General features: G+C 70.8%; 14 protein-coding genes. 7 read left to right on the top strand and 7 right to left on the bottom strand.

The features are described 5' to 3' along the window. Positions 1-13: 13 nt before the first annotated feature. The 4 genes from L6E10_RS24075 to L6E10_RS24060 all read left to right on the top strand — a co-directional run bounded on the left by L6E10_RS24075 (position 14) and on the right by L6E10_RS24060 (position 4,060). Positions 14-376, top strand: a complete 363-nt coding sequence (locus L6E10_RS24075; RefSeq protein WP_236221796.1) for a BlaI/MecI/CopY family transcriptional regulator — start codon at positions 14-16, stop codon at positions 374-376. Then, positions 373-1,287 (top strand): M56 family metallopeptidase, encoded by a 915-nt coding sequence (locus tag L6E10_RS24070; RefSeq protein WP_236221795.1) that lies wholly within the window; start codon positions 373-375, stop codon positions 1,285-1,287. Before L6E10_RS24075 ends, L6E10_RS24070 begins: the two co-directional genes overlap by 4 nt. Positions 1,288-1,438: 151 nt before the next feature. Further along, complete coding sequence (locus tag L6E10_RS24065) at positions 1,439-1,756, top strand: hypothetical protein (RefSeq protein ID WP_236221794.1); 318 nt, start codon at positions 1,439-1,441, stop codon at positions 1,754-1,756. A gap of 102 nt (positions 1,757-1,858) precedes the next feature. After that, entirely contained in the window at positions 1,859-4,060 is a 2,202-nt protein-coding gene (locus L6E10_RS24060; protein ID WP_236221793.1) for a DEAD/DEAH box helicase family protein, read from the top strand. A 54-nt stretch (positions 4,061-4,114) separates the two neighbouring features. Here the strand turns inward: L6E10_RS24060 and L6E10_RS24055 are convergent, their stop codons facing one another. The 5 genes from L6E10_RS24055 to L6E10_RS24035 form a co-directional block, all read right to left on the bottom strand. Further along, the gene (locus L6E10_RS24055) at positions 4,115-5,329 is read right to left on the bottom strand and encodes a putative PEP-binding protein (protein ID WP_236221792.1); all 1,215 of its coding nucleotides are present in this window, start codon (positions 5,327-5,329) and stop codon (positions 4,115-4,117) included. A 131-nt stretch (positions 5,330-5,460) separates the two neighbouring features. Then, on the bottom strand, positions 5,461-7,314 hold the full coding sequence (locus L6E10_RS24050; protein WP_236221791.1) for an FAD/NAD(P)-binding protein: 1,854 nt from the start codon (positions 7,312-7,314) through the stop codon (positions 5,461-5,463). 125 nt (positions 7,315-7,439) lie between these two features. Then, positions 7,440-8,504 (bottom strand): cobalamin-independent methionine synthase II family protein, encoded by a 1,065-nt coding sequence (locus L6E10_RS24045; RefSeq protein WP_236221790.1) that lies wholly within the window; start codon positions 8,502-8,504, stop codon positions 7,440-7,442. Positions 8,505-8,632: 128 nt separating this feature from the next. Then, the gene (locus L6E10_RS24040; protein ID WP_236221789.1) at positions 8,633-9,178 is read right to left on the bottom strand and encodes a DUF6239 family natural product biosynthesis protein; all 546 of its coding nucleotides are present in this window, start codon (positions 9,176-9,178) and stop codon (positions 8,633-8,635) included. Next, positions 9,156-9,710 carry a hypothetical protein gene (locus L6E10_RS24035; RefSeq protein WP_236221788.1) on the bottom strand — a complete coding sequence of 185 codons (555 nt, stop codon included), beginning with the start codon at positions 9,708-9,710 and terminating at the stop codon, positions 9,156-9,158. Before L6E10_RS24035 ends, L6E10_RS24040 begins: the two co-directional genes overlap by 23 nt. Before the next feature lie 181 nt (positions 9,711-9,891). On the opposite strand from L6E10_RS24035, the gene L6E10_RS24030 reads away from it, so the two are divergent. From L6E10_RS24030 to L6E10_RS24020, 3 genes are read left to right on the top strand one after another with little or no spacing between them, the layout of a single operon-like run. Beyond that, positions 9,892-11,064: an acyl-CoA dehydrogenase family protein gene (locus L6E10_RS24030; RefSeq protein ID WP_236221787.1), complete on the top strand. Its 1,173-nt coding sequence runs from the start codon at positions 9,892-9,894 to the stop codon at positions 11,062-11,064. A gap of 21 nt (positions 11,065-11,085) precedes the next feature. Next, positions 11,086-11,487 (top strand): SgcJ/EcaC family oxidoreductase, encoded by a 402-nt coding sequence (locus L6E10_RS24025; RefSeq protein ID WP_236221786.1) that lies wholly within the window; start codon positions 11,086-11,088, stop codon positions 11,485-11,487. Continuing rightward, complete coding sequence (locus tag L6E10_RS24020; protein ID WP_236221785.1) at positions 11,445-13,613, top strand: helix-turn-helix transcriptional regulator; 2,169 nt, start codon at positions 11,445-11,447, stop codon at positions 13,611-13,613. Before L6E10_RS24025 ends, L6E10_RS24020 begins: the two co-directional genes overlap by 43 nt. On the opposite strand, the gene L6E10_RS24015 is transcribed toward L6E10_RS24020, so the two are convergent. Next, positions 13,603-14,994: an NDP-hexose 2,3-dehydratase family protein gene (locus L6E10_RS24015; RefSeq protein ID WP_236221784.1), complete on the bottom strand. Its 1,392-nt coding sequence runs from the start codon at positions 14,992-14,994 to the stop codon at positions 13,603-13,605. The two genes, L6E10_RS24020 and L6E10_RS24015, sit on opposite strands and share 11 nt — an antisense overlap. Beyond that, positions 14,991-16,094: a DegT/DnrJ/EryC1/StrS aminotransferase family protein gene (locus tag L6E10_RS24010; RefSeq protein WP_236221783.1), complete on the bottom strand. Its 1,104-nt coding sequence runs from the start codon at positions 16,092-16,094 to the stop codon at positions 14,991-14,993. The genes L6E10_RS24015 and L6E10_RS24010 overlap by 4 nt, the downstream gene beginning before the upstream one ends. Between the last annotated feature and the right edge of the window lie 124 nt (positions 16,095-16,218).

Raw genomic sequence — 16,218 nt, 5'->3', positions numbered from 1 at the left:
AAGGGGTGAAGTGATGCGTGGACTGGGTGAGCTGGAAGCCGCCGTCATGGACGTGCTCTGGCACGCCGGAGAACCGCTGAAGGTGCGCCAGGTGCTCGAACGCCTCGACACCGGCAAGCAACTCGCCTACACGACCGTGATGACCGTGCTGGACAACCTGCACCGCAAGGACTGGGTCGCCCGCGAACTCGAGGGCAAGGCCTACCGGTACGAGCCGACGACCAGCCGGGTCGAAGCGGCCTCGAACGCCGTGCGCGACATCCTCGTCGCCTCCGGCGACCCGGAAGCCGCCCTGCTGCACTTCGCGCAGTCGGCGACGGCCGAGGAGTCGGCCGTGCTGCGCAAGGCGTTCCGCCGCAAGGCCGCCGGGACATGACCGTCGCCCTGGCCCTGCTGCTCGCGTCCGCCGCGGCCGGCTGGCTGGCGCCACCCCTGCTGCGGAGCCTGGGCGACCCGGTGGTCGCTCTCGTCGGGTGGCTCACGTCGATCGTCGCGGTCGTCGCCACCTCGGCCGTCGCGGTGGTCTTGCTCCTGCTGCCCGAGCACGGCCTCTCCACCCTGCACCACTGCTGGGAGTCGGTGGTCCACGGCGCCACCCCCACCGTCGAGGTGCTCAGCGGCATCACCGGCGGCGCCCTGCTGACCGGGCTGCTCGTCCGCTTCGCCGTCGTCGGCGTGCGCGGCGCCCGCCGACGCGCCCGAGCCCGCGAGGAGCAACTCGCGGTGCTCCGGCTCGCCGGACGACGAGAAGCCGGCGCGCCCGCGACGGTGTGGCTCGACCACGAACGACCCCTGGCGTTCAGCCTCGCGGCCAAACCCGGCGTCGTGGTCGCCACCGAGGGACTTCACCTCCACCTGACCCCCGGCGAGGTCGACGCCGTCCTGGACCACGAACGGGCCCACCTCACCGGCCGCCATCACCTGCTGGTGGCCGCCGCGGACGCCGTCGCCACCGCGTTGCCCGTCCTGCCGCTGTTCAAGCGAGCGGGCAGCACGATCCGCGAGCTGGTCGAGATGTCGGCGGACTTGACCGCGGCCCGCACCCACGGCGCGGACACCGTCCGCACCGCCCTGCTGCGCGTCTCGTGCCACGGCGCCCCGGACTCGGCGCTCGCGATGGGCAGGGACGCGATCGACGCCCGGCTCGAACACCTGCGGCGGCGGCCCCGGACGCCGAGCCGCGTGGGCAGAGTCCTCTCCGGCACGCTCACCGGCCTCACAGCCGTCGCGCTGCCCCTCGTCACCGCTTCGACGACGATGTTCACGCTGATGCTGCTGACGTGCTGATCCGCCGTGCTCGGCGGCGCCGATCTCGGAACAACGCGGAAGCCTCGGCCGGCGTGCGAACCCAGGCCGGATGTCGGTCGTTCGACCGACTGTGCCCGGCCGCACCGGTGGATACCTTGCGACGGACGTCCGCAGCAGCTGGAGGAGCACCATGACGACCACCCGGCGGATTCTCACCGGTCTGGCCACCGCAGGTCTGTTCGTCTCCGTCCTCGGCGCGGGATCCGCCGCCGCCGCGACCAAGGGCAAGATCTACATCTCCAACAACTGCGGCAAAGCGGTCTCCACGACGATCCACCGCACCAGCGGCGAGATGATCGCGGGCACCTCGGCTGCCCCGGCCGGCAGCTACTACGGCTACCCGGTCTACCCCGGCACCTACGTGGTCCGCGTGCCCGCCGGCAACCGCACCGTGACGATCCTCGACCTCGGCGGCAAAGCGCACACAGCCGTCGTCAGGGCGTGCTGAACCGTCCCGGTGCGTCCTGTTCCTTGATCGAAACCCGGTGCTGTGGCCACCGGGTGTCGATAACGTGACCATGTGACTGCTGACAGCCATGACGACGGTGCCGTGTCCAGACCCAGCCGTGCGGGCGCGGCCTGGTCGGCGCGGGACACCGCGGTTCTGGTGGACGGGATCCGGCGCGGGACGCCGCTGAACGAGCTGGCGCGAGCGTTGCAGCGCACGACCGGCGCCCTGCAGGCGCGCTGTCAGGTGCTCTTGCCCCCGCGACTGCGGCCTGCTTCGCGGGCGGATGCCGCAGCGGTGTTGCGCGAGCACCTGGCGGCCGAGCCGGCTTTCGACGTGGCAGCGGGAAGTCCGAGCCGTGCGTCGAGCCGGCAGCGGCAGGACGGCCGCGGGACCGCGGCGGTGCCGGTGCGGCTGAGCACCGAACAGCGGCGGATGATCGACGCGGTGCGGGCCGGGCGCGACGTCATCGTCGACGCGACGGTGGGATCGGGCAAGACCACGGCGATCCAGGCGTTGTGCACCGAGGTGGGCCGGAGCCGGAAAGTCCTGTACCTGACCTACAGCAAGCTGTTGAAGGCGGACGCACAACGCCGGGTGAGGCACGCGAAAGTGCAGAACTACCACGGCATCGTGTACCCGTCGCTGGTCGAGGCGGGCATCAGGTGCGGCATCGGCGAGTCGATCCGGCGGTTCAACGCGGCGTTCACCGAGCTCTCGGCGGGTTTCCCCAGGTTCGACCTGCTCGTGGTCGACGAGTACCAGGACATCAACGAGGAGTACGCGCAGCTCTTGCGCAACATCAAGTCGCTGAACCCGTCGATGCAGACCGTGCTGGTCGGCGACCTCGCCCAGAAGGTGCAGTCGAACACGACGCTGGACGTGCAGCGGTTCACCAGGGAGATCACCCGGCAGGCCGAGCTGATGCCGTTCACGCAGTCCTTCCGGGTCGGTCCGGAACTCGGGGCACTGCTCAGCGAGGCGTGGAACAAGCCTGTCGTCGGCGTCAACCGATCGCAGACGATCCAGTACGTCTCCTACGACGAAGCGCTCGAGTTCATGGCGGCGAAAAGTCCCGGCGACCTGCTGTGCCTGGGCAGGCGCAACGGGCAGATGGCCGAGGCGTTGAACCACCTCGAACGCAAGCACGGTGACGTCTTCAACAAGAAGACCGTCTACGCCTCCATCCGGGACGGCGACAGCTCGGTGACCTACAACGACGACACCGCGGTGTTCACGACGTTCGACTCCAGCAAGGGTCTCGAACGATCGGCGAGCGTGGTGTTCGACTACGACGAGACCACCTGGGACATGCGCTGCGGGTTCCCCGGCGTCGACAAGACGGTCCTGCGCAACGTCTTCCTGGTCGCGGCCTCCCGGGGGAAGGACGAGGTCGTCTTCGTGCGATCGGAACAGTCGCACCGGCAAGCCAGGAGCATCGGCTTCATCCCCGTGCAGCGGTTCACCGGGCTGCTGGACGACGCACTGCCGAAGTACGAGAAGCCGTTGCTGGCATCGGATTGCTTCGACTTCACCTATGCGGAGAACCTCCAGGCCTGTGTCGACCTGCTGGACCGGCGGCGCCTCGACGACGGCACGGGCGAGGAGATCGACATCGACCGCGTCGACGGGCTGATCGACCTCTCCCCCGTGGTGGGGCACTACCAGGAGGCGGTGTTCTTCGACAGGTACAACCCGGCGGCCGAGGTGCTGCTGAACCCCAAACCGATCGCGAAGCGACTGCGCGCCCTCCTGAACGAGGACCCCTGGCACAACTCGCTGGTGCTGACCGCTGTCGACACGGACCAGATGCGCTACGCGGAACAGGTCACGCGGAAGGTGGGCGATGAGGTCCGTGACGCGGTGACGAGGCGGCTGGCGACACAGCTTCCCCCCGACTGCGAGGCGCAGGTGTCGATGACCCTGTCGGGGCTGGCTGTCGCCTCGTCCGCGGCGACGCCGATCACGTTCGCGGGTGTCGCGGACGCCGTGCACGACGGCCGGGTCTTCGAGCTCAAGTTCGTCTCCGAGCTCGATCACGCCATGTTCCTCCAGCTGGCGCTCTACCTCGTCATGAGCGGGCACCGGACGGGCGTGCTGTGGAACACGCGCACCGATGAGCGCTGGGCCGTGCGGGTGCCTGACCGCGAGAGGTTCATGCACGCCGTCATCGTGTGCGTGACCAAACAGCGCTACCGGACCTTCCAGCCGGCGACACCACCACAGCACCAGATCGGCAGGCTTCGCGGGATCTCCGACGGCCTGCTCACCCGGCTGCGCCGGGCCGGACGGCCCTCGCGCTGATGCGGGAAACCCGAGCCGCCGGTCGACGTGCACGGACGTCGACCGGCCTCCCGGTCAGGCCAGCAGTTCCACGGGTCCGGCCAGGTGCCGGAGTTCGGCGTTGCACATCATGAGCCGCTTGGCCGGAAGGTGCCGCAGGTAGTGGTCCACGTCGGCGCCGAGCGCGAACACGTGCACCGGTACGCCCGAGGCGCGGCCCGACTCGACGGTGTCGCGCAGCGCGGCCAGCACGGCCGGGTGCCGGGTCTGGTAGGTGGCGGCGACCCGGTGGTTGCCGCGGTCGGCCGCGAGGTAGAACTGGATCAGGTCCTTGGTGCCGACGAACAGCTCGCTGGCGCCCGCCGCGCAGAACTCGGCCGCGGAGTGCACCGCGGCCGGTGTCTCCACGAAGACGCCGAGCGGGGTGTCGGCGGTCAGGGCCAGGTGGTCGCGCAGGCGCAGGAATTCGGTGCTGTCGTTGATGAACGGCACCGCGAAGCTCAGCCGGTCCGCGGCCGCGCCGAAGTGGTCGGCCACGTGGGCGCGCAGCGAGCGGAACGCGGCCGGGTAGTGGTGTTCGGCGAGCAGCCACCGAGCTCCGTGCAGGCCCATCTCGGGGTTGGGCTCGGCGTCCACCTCGGCCCCGGCGGTCATCCGTGCGGCGTCGTCGGAGCGGAGGTCGAGCAGCCGCATGACGAGTCGTTGCCCCGGGAGGAGTTCCTCCACCATCGAGTGCAGTTCCGCCGCGACGGCGACGCCGTAGCGCTCGGCTTCGCGCGGCCCGGCGCGAAGGGCGTCGACCGGGCTCAGGCCCGCGCTGAGGCACAGGAACTCCTCGCGGATGAAGTAGCTGTCCACGTGCGGGGTGAGGTCGTTGGTGGAGCGGATGTCCGAGGCGTCGGCGATGACCACGCAGATCGACTCGACGTCACCGAGGCCCGAGATGGAGGGTCTCACCTGGTGCTGCACGTGTTCGGCGTTGCCGTGGAGGACCACGCCGCGGTCGAGCCGGATGGTGATGTCGCCGGCGAGCGCGTCCAGGTCGTGCGGGTCGACGCGCAGGACGGGGATGCCGCGGGAGCGGCACAGCGACTGCATGTGGCCGGTCCGGCCGCCTCGTGCGCAGATCACGGCAGCGGACGACAGGATGGCGTCGTAGAGGTGCGGGCCGAGCTCACCGGTCAGCAGGACAGCACCGGCGACGGGTTTCCCCGTTCGGTTGCAGGTGCCGCGGACGGTCTTGAGGGGTCCGCCGACCAGTACGTCCGCACGTGTCTCGCGAAGGTTCACAGGCGTCCTTCCACCATTCCCTGGCCGGAGCGCCGCGGTCGGCAGGGCGTGGGCGGCGCACTCCGGATCGTTTCGAGGATCGCAGCCGCCGAACCGGCCGCGCATCTTCCGGAATGCCCGGTGCCCGCGCGTCAGCCGGTGGGCGTGGCCGGCTCGTCGAGTCCCAGCAGGGAGCGGAGGTCCCTCGGTGTCACCGACAGGTCGTTGAGCTTCGTCGCGGCCACCGCGTTCACCGCGAACCGGAGCGTGGTCGTCGTGAGCCCGCCGTCACCGGCCAGCGCCTCTCGCGCGGCCGTCAGGCTCTCGTCGAGGCGCAGCGCCAGTTCCTCGCGGTCACGCCGCCGTCGAGCGGCCATCCTGCGCGCTTCGAGCGAGACCGCGCGTGCGAACGCCGGTGCGCTCGGGTCCGCCGCCCCGTCGCCGGTCCGGTCGTCGTAGCAGGACTCGAGCCGGCGCAGCACGTCCGCGGCGACACCGACGGAGTGGTTCTTGATCGCGGCGAGGTTGAACGCGAACGCGCCCATGCGGCCGTACCGCACGATTTCGTCGCCCTCGCGGGGACCGCCGACCACCGAGATCGGGCCGGACGGAACACCGGCCGGGCCGAGCAGGACACCGGTCTCGTCCACCTCCACCCCGCGGCCGGTGCGCCCGTGCCGCACGGCCAGACCGCGCGCGAGCAGGTTCGTCCACAGAGGAGAGCCGACTCGCCCGTAGTCCGGCTCCCGGCCGAAGTTCGAGATGACGAGGTCCGCCTCGACCGTCCGATCCGAGTCCTCTGTGGACACCGTCAGCGCCAGCGTGCCGTTGCCGGTGTCGGCGATCCGGGTCACCTTCCCGGTCGTGACGGTGATCTGCCCGTCACCGGTCATCGCCGTGTCGACGACCTCGGTCGTGTACGCGACGGCGCTCACCCGGAGGGTGGCGAGCACACTGCCGTAGCCGTCGAGGAGCGCGCGCAGATCGGGTGTCGGCACGCAGCGCAGGAGTTCGGGCAGGTGGGGCTCCCAGGACTTGGCCACCCGTTCGGTGACCACCGCCGGTGCCACGTCGGGGTGCTTCTCGGCCACGACGGCGCAGGCCCGGTCCCATTCGTCCTTCACGCGCCGGACCAGGTCACCGGGGCCTTCGTAGTCGCCGCGCAACCGCGGCGGAGGCAGGTCGAGCACCTGGTGGCGGTGGTCCGCCGGGTAGGTGCGGATCGTCAGACCGGACCGCGAGATCATGTGGATCTTCCCGGTGTGCCCGCGGCGCAGGAGCAGCGCCGCGGAGTCGTAGCCGGTGAGCAGGGTGCCGATGATCGCGACGACGGCGTCCGGCCGCACGGCCTGCACGCGCTCGACCCCCGCGGCGGAGTAGGGGTGCCGGACGAACGACGGGTGGTCGAGCACCTCGGCCGCGAACGGGTGCGCCCGCTGCTCCAGTCCTGTCGCGATGACGAGGTGGTCGGCGCGCAGGCGCACCCGCGACGACCCGGTACCGCCGAGCGGCGCGGGTTCGCGTGGCAGGGCGAAGTTCTCGACGGTGACGTGCACGTCACCGGCGTCGACCGTCACGTCGACCACCTCGCCGTCGGCCTCGGTCAGCGTCACGCCCGCCGACGCCTCGCGCGCGGCTTCGGCGAGGCGGTCGGCGAGGTAGTCGGCGTAGATGCGGCGCGGCGCGGGCCCGGACTCGGTGAACGTGACGTCACGCCACTCCGGCGCCCAGCCGGTCCGGTCCGCGCTGGTGTTGGCCCACGTCACGAAGTCGTCGACGTCCTCGCGGAACATCGACATGCGCCCGGCCTGGATGTTGAAGACGTGGTGCCAGGGGTTGCCCGCCGGGTGGTAGGCCACGCCGGCGTTGCGGTGCTCCGGGGTGCGCTCGACCAGCACGACCTGCAGTGGTTCTCTGGCGAAACGCAGGAGCCGGACCGCGGTGGCGGTGCCACCGAGTCCCGCTCCGACGATCACCACCCGCCGGGATCTGTCGGAGAATCGCACCCTGGTCGTCACTCCTGTTCGCACGACTCGGCCGGCTCCCGGCCACGGCTTCGGCTCGCGGTGGGCGGAGAGCTCACCGGTTCTGGACGTCTTGCACGATCACCGCGTGCCCGGCGGGCGTCGCGTCAGACGCCGAGTGCTTCCGCCGCCAGGGCGGTGCCCTCCACGCGAGCGGCGATCTTGGCGAAAGCGGTGTCGCGGGAGGTCGAGGTGTCGTCGGCGAACGGCGAGAAGCCGCAGTCGTCGCAGGTCCCCATGCGGTCTGCGGGAAGGAAGCGGGCCGCCTGGAGAACGCGGTCGCGCACGACCTCCGGCGTCTCGACGCGCGGGTCGATGGGGTCGATCACGCCGAGGAACACGACAGCGCCGGCCGGGGCGTGGTCGCCGATGATCCGCAGGACCCGTTCGCGGTCGGGCTCACTGGCCAGCTGGAGGTAGAACCGGCCCGCGTTCAGCGCGAAGAGGTCGGGCAGGAGTTCCGCGTAGTCGACGTCGAGGCTGTGGGTCGAGTCCTGGTCGCCACCGGGGCAGGTGTGGACGCCGATGCGTGCGCGTTCCTCGTCGGAGAAGCGGTCGAGCACCTGGTTGTTCAGCTCCACGAAGCTGCGCAGCAGGCCGCGGCTCGGGTCGAGTTTGAGCGACAACCTGCCCTCGGTGAAGTCCATCTGGACCGAGGCGGCGCCGGCGTCGAGGCAGCGGCGGATGTCGGCCTCGCTCTGGTCGACGAGGTCGGCGAGGAATTCCTCGCGCGGATAGTCGGCGAGCCCGTCGGAGGGGTAGAGCAGGCTCAGCGCGGAAGGCGCGATCACCGCTTGTTTGACCGGCAGGTCGGTGTGGTGCGAAACCGCGCGAAGGTACTTCTCCGCGAATGACGCGTAGCGGAAAGGACCTCCGGTCAGGCGCGGAAGCCGGCGGGTGTGCCCGTCCGCGAACGGGATGACCGCCCCGTCACCGGCCAAGGACGTGGCGCCGTCGAGCGGGTAGGTCGCGAAGCTCGACTTCGCCTGTTCGCCGTCGGTGACCACGGGCGAACCGGTCGCCTCGAAACGGCGGACGGTGTCGGCGACCGCCCGCTGCGTCACAGCGTCGAGTTCGGCCTGCCCCAGCCTGCCGGAAGCGAACGCGGACAGTCCCTCGACGAGTTCGGGGGAACGAGGAATGCTGCCGATCGGCTCGGTTGGAATGGGCAAGGCTCCCCCTTGGCGCGAGGTGTGGGACAGACCGGGAATTTCGCCCGAAAACTAGCAGTGCGATCACGGAAGAACATCGGTGCACAATGTTCGCCACCCGTGTGGTGGATCAAACTGCCGGTTGTCCGCTACAACGAGCCACCTGCCGCCACCGATCCCGTGAACGCCACCACCGACAGTGCGAGGGCCCCCGCGACCACTCGCAGAACGACACGGCCGGCGCGTGATCTCGGCACGCAGAACGTCATCCACGACACCGCGGTCAGCGCCGCCAGGAAGGCGCCGGCCTGGTCGGCCGGAGCACGGAGCACCGCCGTCACGAACGCGGCGGCCACCAGCCACGGTGCCACGACCACGACCCGTGCGATCAGGTGCGGGCCGCGCCACCAGAGGACGAACGGGACGATGCCCGCGGCGAGCAGGACCACGATCGCCTGCGGTGGCAGCGCGAACGAGGGGAAGAGCAGCATCGCCACCAGGAACGTCGTCGTCGACGCGCCCGTCACCAGCAGCGCGTCGATCCGGCGCGGAGGTGGCGTCACGATCCGCATGAGCGCGAACCCCGCCACCGCCGGAACCGAGAGGTAGCCGATCAGGTAGAGCAGCACGGGCCCGAACAGCACCGGCACCGTCGAGCCGTGGTCGTGCACGTCAGGCCGCCGCGCCGACCGCACAGGTGCAGCGCATCTCCGCCCTGTCCTGCGGGGAGGGCCTCATGTGGAAGTACAGGGCGACCACCATCGGCACGAACACGATCAGGTTGTAGAAGAGGTGCAGCTCCACCCGCGGCAGCACCAGCTGCAGAATGCTGACCGGTACCGGGCCGCCGAGCAGGTTCCGTCCCGTCAGCGCCTGCACCAGCAGCAGCAAATGCTCGAAGTGGTGCCAGAACTGGATCCACAGAGCGGTCTTCCACCATTTCTTCGCACGGCCGGTGAATCCCGGAGCCAGCACGAAGAAGCCGATCAGCATGATGACCGCGTAGCCGTAGTGCATCCATTCGGACGTCACCAGCCACGGAATCCACAGGCCGAGCACACCGCCCGCCTGCGGACGCGGCCAGCCCAACACGAACACCTGGATCGCCTGCACGATGTGCTCGGCCCAGTGCGCGATCACCACGAACGCGAAGAGGTTGAGCGCGAGACGGTGCCAGCGGTCGTTGAGTGAGCCGGGCGCGGACCGCGCCCCGGCGTGAGTCGTCATGGGTCAGCTCCATCTCCGAAGTCGCCGAGCGAGCCGGACGTTACTGGGCGGTCCGCGAGGTTCCTTCTTCCAGATTGCGCAGATCGCGGTGGCGATTCTGCAATTCGAGAGAAGCGCTCGGGCACCGCGCGCTGCCAGGATCGGCGAGCGGGACATCCACACACACTTTCCGGAGGACAGGTTGAACTCCCAGTCGCGCACGGAATTCGTGCAGAACGCCTCGAAACTCGTTCCGCTGCTGCAGTCGCACGCGTTGTGGCACGAGGAGAACCGCCGCCTCCACGACGACGTCGTCGACGCCATGACCGAGGCCGGTCTCTACCGGATGCGCGTGCCCACGCGGTACGGCGGCCTCGAGACCGACGCCGGCACGACGTTCGAGACGATCAGCCAGCTCGCGCTCGGCGACGGGTCGGCGGCCTGGAACGTCGCGGTGAACGCGGTCAGCTGCTGGCTCGCCGGCCTCTTCCCGGACTCCGTGCAGGACGAGGTGTTCGCCGACCCCGACTCGCGGGTGTGCTCGGTGCTGAGCCCGACGGCGATGGCGACCCCTCACGACGGCGGCGTGGTGATCAAGGGCGGCTGGCAGTTCGTCAGCAACGCGCTGCACAGCAAGTGGCAGGTCGTCCTCGCCATGGGGCCGACCCCCGACGGCAGCAGCCTCTGGCCGTTGATGGCCGTCGTGCCCATGTCCGACCTCAAGATCGTGGACGACTGGCACCCCTACGGGCTGCGTGGCACCGGCAGCGTCACCACCGTCGCGGAGGACGTGTTCGTTCCCGCGGAACGCGTGCTGCCGCTGATCCTGGTGCTGCAGGGCCAGTACGCCTCGCAGGCCAACGCGGGGGCGCCGATGTTCCGCGCGCCTCTGATGGTCACGGGCTCGGCGACGTTCACCGGCACCGCGATCGGCCTCGCGAACGCTGCCAGGGAGAACTTCTTCGACCGCCTGCCCAACCGCAAGATCACCTACACGAAGTACGAGAGCCAGCGCGAGGCTCCCATCACCCACCTGCAGGTCGCCGAGGCCGCCATGAAGATCGACGAGGCGACGTTCCAGGCCACCCGCCTCGCCGAGCACATCGATGCACGACAGGCAGACGAGCCGTGGTCCGTGCACGAGCGCGCACGCGCACGGGTCGCTCTCGGCCGCGTCTTCGACCTGTCGAAGCAAGCGGTGGAGGTGCTGGCCACCGCGAGCGGCGGCTCATCGCTCTACAACACCGTGCCCATCCAGCGGATCCTCCGCGACGTCCAGGCCCTCAACATGCACGCGCTCATGCACCCCAACACCAACTACGAGCTGTACGGGCGAGTGCTCTGCGGCCTCGAACCGAACACGGACTACCTCTGACCCAGCCGGAAAGGACACACCATGTCGGTCACCGAACTCGGTGCGGAGCAGATGCACGAGCTGCCCGCCAAGATGATCGAGACCTGGGCCACCAACGACGGCGCGGCGTTCAGCGAACTGTTCACCGAGGACGCCACCCTGATCCTGCCGAACGACATCTTCCTGCGCGGCCGTGACGGCATCCGCGGGTTCATGACGCAGGCGTTCGGTGGTCCTTACCAGGGCACCCGCGTGTTCGGCGAGCCGCTCGACGCGCGCTACCTCGGCGAGGACGCCGGCGTGATCGTCACCCAGGGCGGCGTGCTCGCGCCCGGCGACACGGCGGTCGCGCCGGAACGCGCGATCAGGGCGACCTGGGTGCTGGCCAGGCAGGACGGCCGATGGCTGATCGCCGCGTACCAGAACACCCCGATCAACGCCTGACCAGATCCGTGCCCCGCCGGTCGAACGGTGGTTCCCGGTGGGGCACGGATTCCCACCCCCTGCTCGAACGCGACTCGGCGCTGCGGGCGGTGCTGTCCGGTCCACCCCAGGTCGTCGTCAGCGGCGGCCTCGGGTGCGGACGCACCGCCCTGCTGCGTGCGGCGCTCGAACGGACGACGGCACAGGTGGTGGCCGCCACCGCCGTCAGGTCCGAGCGCACTGTCGCGCACGGCGTCGCGCACCAGCTGGCACCGCACCTCTCACGGTCGCGGCCCACGCTGGTCGTGGTCGACGACGTGCAGCACGCGGACCCCGAGTCCGTCGGCTTCCTGGTGTGGCTGCGCCGTTTTCCGAACATGCGCGTAGTCGTGACGCACGCGGCGACGGACTCGCCTCATCGCGCCGAGCTGTCGACGTGGGCCCAGGTCTGGCTGCGTCCGCTCGCCGCGGAGTCGCACGGGCCCAGTGGCGGCAACCCGGCGCTGCTGGCAGCGTTGCGCGAGGACGGCGGCCAGGTCGGTCCCGTGACCCGCAGGACGTTCCTGGACCTGGTGCGCGGCAACGGTCCCGCGCTGTTCGAGGTCGCGTGCGGACTCGCGGTGCTCGGTCCTCGCAGCGCTCTCCTAGGCAGGTTGACCGATCGGCATCCGCAGGCCGCCACCGCGCTCACCGCGGTGCTCACCGACAGCGGGCTGCACGACGGCACCCGGTTCCGCCTCCCCGGGGCGGAGGAGGTCCTGCTCGGCGCGCTCGCCCCCGCGGAGGCCGTCGCGCTGCACCGCCGTGCCGCGGAACTGCTGCACGACCTGGGCGCGCCGGACGCCGAAGTCGCCGAGCACTGCGTTGCCGCCCACTCGGTTGACGCCTCCACGGGCGGGATCTCGCTGCTGCGGCGGGCGGCACGGACCGCCACACCCGCGTTCGCCGCCGAGTGCCTGCGGCTCGCGCTGAGGAACCGCGACGACGAAGCCTTGCGCGTCGAGCTCGGCCGGGCTCAGTGGCACACCGATCCGGCGGCAGCGGTGCGCACCCTGCTCCCCTGCACCGCCGACGATCCCGTGGTGCTGCGGGCGCGGTGGTGGCAGGGCGACTTCTCCCCCGCGCCGCCCACGCGCCCGACCCCGGAGCTGTCGTTGTGCCACGAGTTCCTGACCGGACGGCCGTTGCTGCCGGTCGACCCCGAGGCCGTGCTGCGACGACGTGGACCGGACACCGCGCCGGAAGCCGTCGCCCAGGCGCTGCGCCTGGCCGGGCCCCGCCACTGGCGGACGGCTCCCGCGGACGAAACCTCCGCCACCCTGCTCGCGTTGCTCGACGCCGTCCGGGCGGAGGACCGCTGGCACCGGGGTGACGTCGTGGCCGCGGCCGAAGCCGCCGAGTCCGCGCTGAGCCGCCTGGGTCCGGACGGCTGGGGCGCCGCCCTCGGGTTACCGCTGCGGTTCGCGCTGCTCGCCGACGCCGCGCTCGGCAGGGAGTCCGGCCCGCGCCCCGTGCCGGACGCCGTGTCCCGCAGCGTCTTCTGGCTGCCGTACCTGCGGGCTCGAGGCCGCCACCACCTCGCGCTGGGCCGGCCGCACGCGGCGCTCGACGACTTCACGGCGTGCGCGGACCGGCTGGGTGCGGCCGAGGCGAGGATCGCGCTCGGGCAGCCCGGGAAGGCGACAGCGCTCCTGGAGGAGGAGATCACGGCCGCGACGGACCCCCGCACGACCGGGATCGCGCTGCGGCTGCTCGCCGGGGTCTCGGCCGGCGCGGACCGGACGAGGCTGCTGCGCGACGCGGTGCGCAGGCTGGAGCACGCCGGTGATCACCTGGAGCTGTCCCGCGCGCTCGCCGACCTCGGCCACGACCGGCACCAGCGGGGTGCGCTGCGCGAAGCCCGCCTGCTCGGCAGGAGGGCCCGCCGGGAGTCGGGGCTGCCCTGCGAGCCCGTCGCGGCGCCGGCGGTCCTCAGCGCCGCGGAGCGCAAGGTCGCCGCACTGGCGTCCGCGGGGCACAGCAACCGCGAGATCGCCCGCAGGTTGTACGTGACCGTCAGCACCGTCGAGCAGCACCTCACCCGCGTCTACCGCAAGCTCGGGATCGCGGGACGGGAAGACCTCCCGCGCGAGCTGCTCACGACGTGAGGCTGTGCAGGCACGCCACCAGAGTCCGGGCCTGGACGTTGACGTAGTGGCTGTGCCGGAGCAGTCCCACGAGCTGGTGCGGCACCACCCAGCGGAAGTCGGGGTGCTCCAGGTCCTCGTCCACCTCGATGATCACGTACCGCGTGCGCGGGTGGAAGAACCGGCCGCCCTCCTCCGAGAGCACCGCGTCGAAGCGGATCGACGACGCCGGGGCGTTCAGCGCGAGGTCCAGGAACGGCGGACGGGCGGCCGCGGGCAGGACGTCGAAGTTCGCCGGCGTGCACTGCACGGTCGGCGAAAGCTCGGCCACGTCCAGGAAGCCCGGTTCGGCGCTCGCGCGCACGAACGCGTGGAGCACGCCGCCGATCCTGCGCACCACCAACGCGGCCAGGCCCGTGCCGTGCGGTTCGATCATCGGCTGGGTCCACGTGCGCACCTCACGTCCGCTCGCCCGCACCTCGACCGCCATCACGTCGAAGAACCTGCCGGTCTCGTGGGTGATCGCGTACTCGGTGCGGTGCCAGTCGCGCACTTCGTGCAGCGGGATCAACTTGGTGCGCAACTCGGTGCGCACCCGCACGTCCGTGATCCACCGCAGGATCTCGTCCTCGCTGTGCACGCCGCGCACCGCGGGCCCGCACGACCGCGCGACCACGTCGCGGAACCCGTCGCCCGTGCCGGAGAGCTCGCCTGCGCCGGTGAACGGCAGGCACGACAGCACGGTCCGCGCGTCCATGTTGACCAGGTCGTCGACGAGCAGCAACCGGTGGACCTGGCCGAGCGTGAGCCAGCAGAAACCGTCCAGCAGCTCGACGTCCTCGCTCACCGACACGATCATGTTCCGGTTGCGCTTGCGGTAGAACCACGCGCCCTGCTCCGACTGCCGCACGTCGGCGACGACGGTGTGCCCGGAGGTGTCGCGGAAGTAGTCGAGGTAGGGCACGTCCTGGCCGCCGTGCACCCTCGTGTAGTTGCTGCGGGTGGCCTGCACGGTGGGCGAGAGCTGCAGGCCGTTGGGGTTGCCCGGTTCCGGCTTCGCCTGCATCAGCAGGTGCAGGCGGCCGCCGAACTCCTTGACCAGGATCCCGAGGATGCCGACCTCGGGCTGGTTGATGATCGGCTGGGTCCAGTGCGGGACGGCGTTGCCCGGCATGTCGACGTCGAGGCCGTTGACGGTGAAGAACTTGCCGCTGGCGTGCACGATGTCGCCGCTGCCCGGCAGGGTGTACCAGCCGTCGAGGGCGTCCAGCGGGATCCGGCGGGTGTGCGTGTAGCACTGCTCCGCGAGCCCGGCGAACCAGCGGTGGAAGTCCGGCAGGTCGAGGTGCGCGCCCTCGACGTCGTGCGCGGACAACGCGATCTGCGTGGAGATGCTCGTCATCGGAGCACCTCGTGCAGCGCGTCGATCACCTTGTCCTGCACGGACGGGTCGAGCGAGGGGTACATGGGCAGCGAGAAGATCTGCTTGGCCAGTGCCTCGGTCACCGGCAACGAGCCCGTCGCGTAGCCGAGGTGGTCGAAGCCGGTCATCGTGTGGACGGGCCACGGGTAGCTGATGTTGAGGAAGATGTCGCGGGACCGGAGCTCCTCGATGATCCGGTCCCGGTCCGGGTGGCGGACCACGTAGACGTAGTAGACGTGCTCGTTGCCGTCGGCGACGTGCGGCAGCACGAGCTCGGTGTCCGCCAGGCCTTCGGCGTACCGCCGGGCGACGGCCCGGCGGCCCGCGAGGTAGGTGCCGAGGCGGCGGAGCTTGCGCCGCAGGATCTCGGCGTGCACCTCGTCGAGCCTGCTGTTGTGGCCCGGGGTCTCCACGACGTAGTACCGCTCGGCCATGCCGTAGTAGCGCAGCCGCCGCAGCCGTTCCTCGACCTTGTCGTCCGAGGTGATCACCGCGCCGCCGTCGCCGTACGCGCCGAGGACCTTGGTGGGGTAGAAGGAGAACGCCGCCGCCTCGCCCATGCCGCCGGCGATCCGCCCGTGGTGGGTGGCGCCGTGGGCCTGGGCGACGTCCTCCAGGACCGGGATGCCGTGCGCCTCCGCCAGCGCCTGCAGCGGCGCCATGTCCACGCACTGGCCGTAGAGGTGCACGGGCAGCAGGCACTTCGTCCGCGGGGTGATGGCGGCGGCCACCTGGCTCACGTCCATCAGGTAGTCCGACGGGCGCACGTCGACGAACACCGGTGTGGCGCCCACCGAGTCGATGGCGACCACGGTCGGTGCCGCCGTGTTCGACACGGTGATGACCTCGTCGCCCGGCCCGACCTGCAACGCCCTGAGCGCGAGCACGAGCGCGTTCGTCCCGTTGTCGACGCCGACGCAGTGCCGCACGCCGTGGTAGGCGGCGAAGTCGGACTCGAACCCGGCGACGCTGTCGCCGAGGACCAGCCGGCCGGACCGGAACACGCTGTCCACCGCGTCGAGGATGTCGTCGCGCTCGGCTTCGTACTCAGCCAGGTAATCCCACACCGACGTTCCCACGGCGCTACCTCCGAGTGTGTTTCCGGCGAATCACCACAATTAGATTCACGAGCGCCCCGGCACCCAACCCCTAATGCCCCCTACCGCCCTGCGGAGCGCATTATCGAACAAATACCGCGGGTTC

The sequence above is a fragment of the Lentzea sp. CC55 genome (genome assembly GCF_021056325.1).
GTDB lineage: Bacteria > Actinomycetota > Actinomycetes > Mycobacteriales > Pseudonocardiaceae > Lentzea > Lentzea jiangxiensis.
This window is presented reverse-complemented; position numbering and strand designations above follow the sequence as displayed.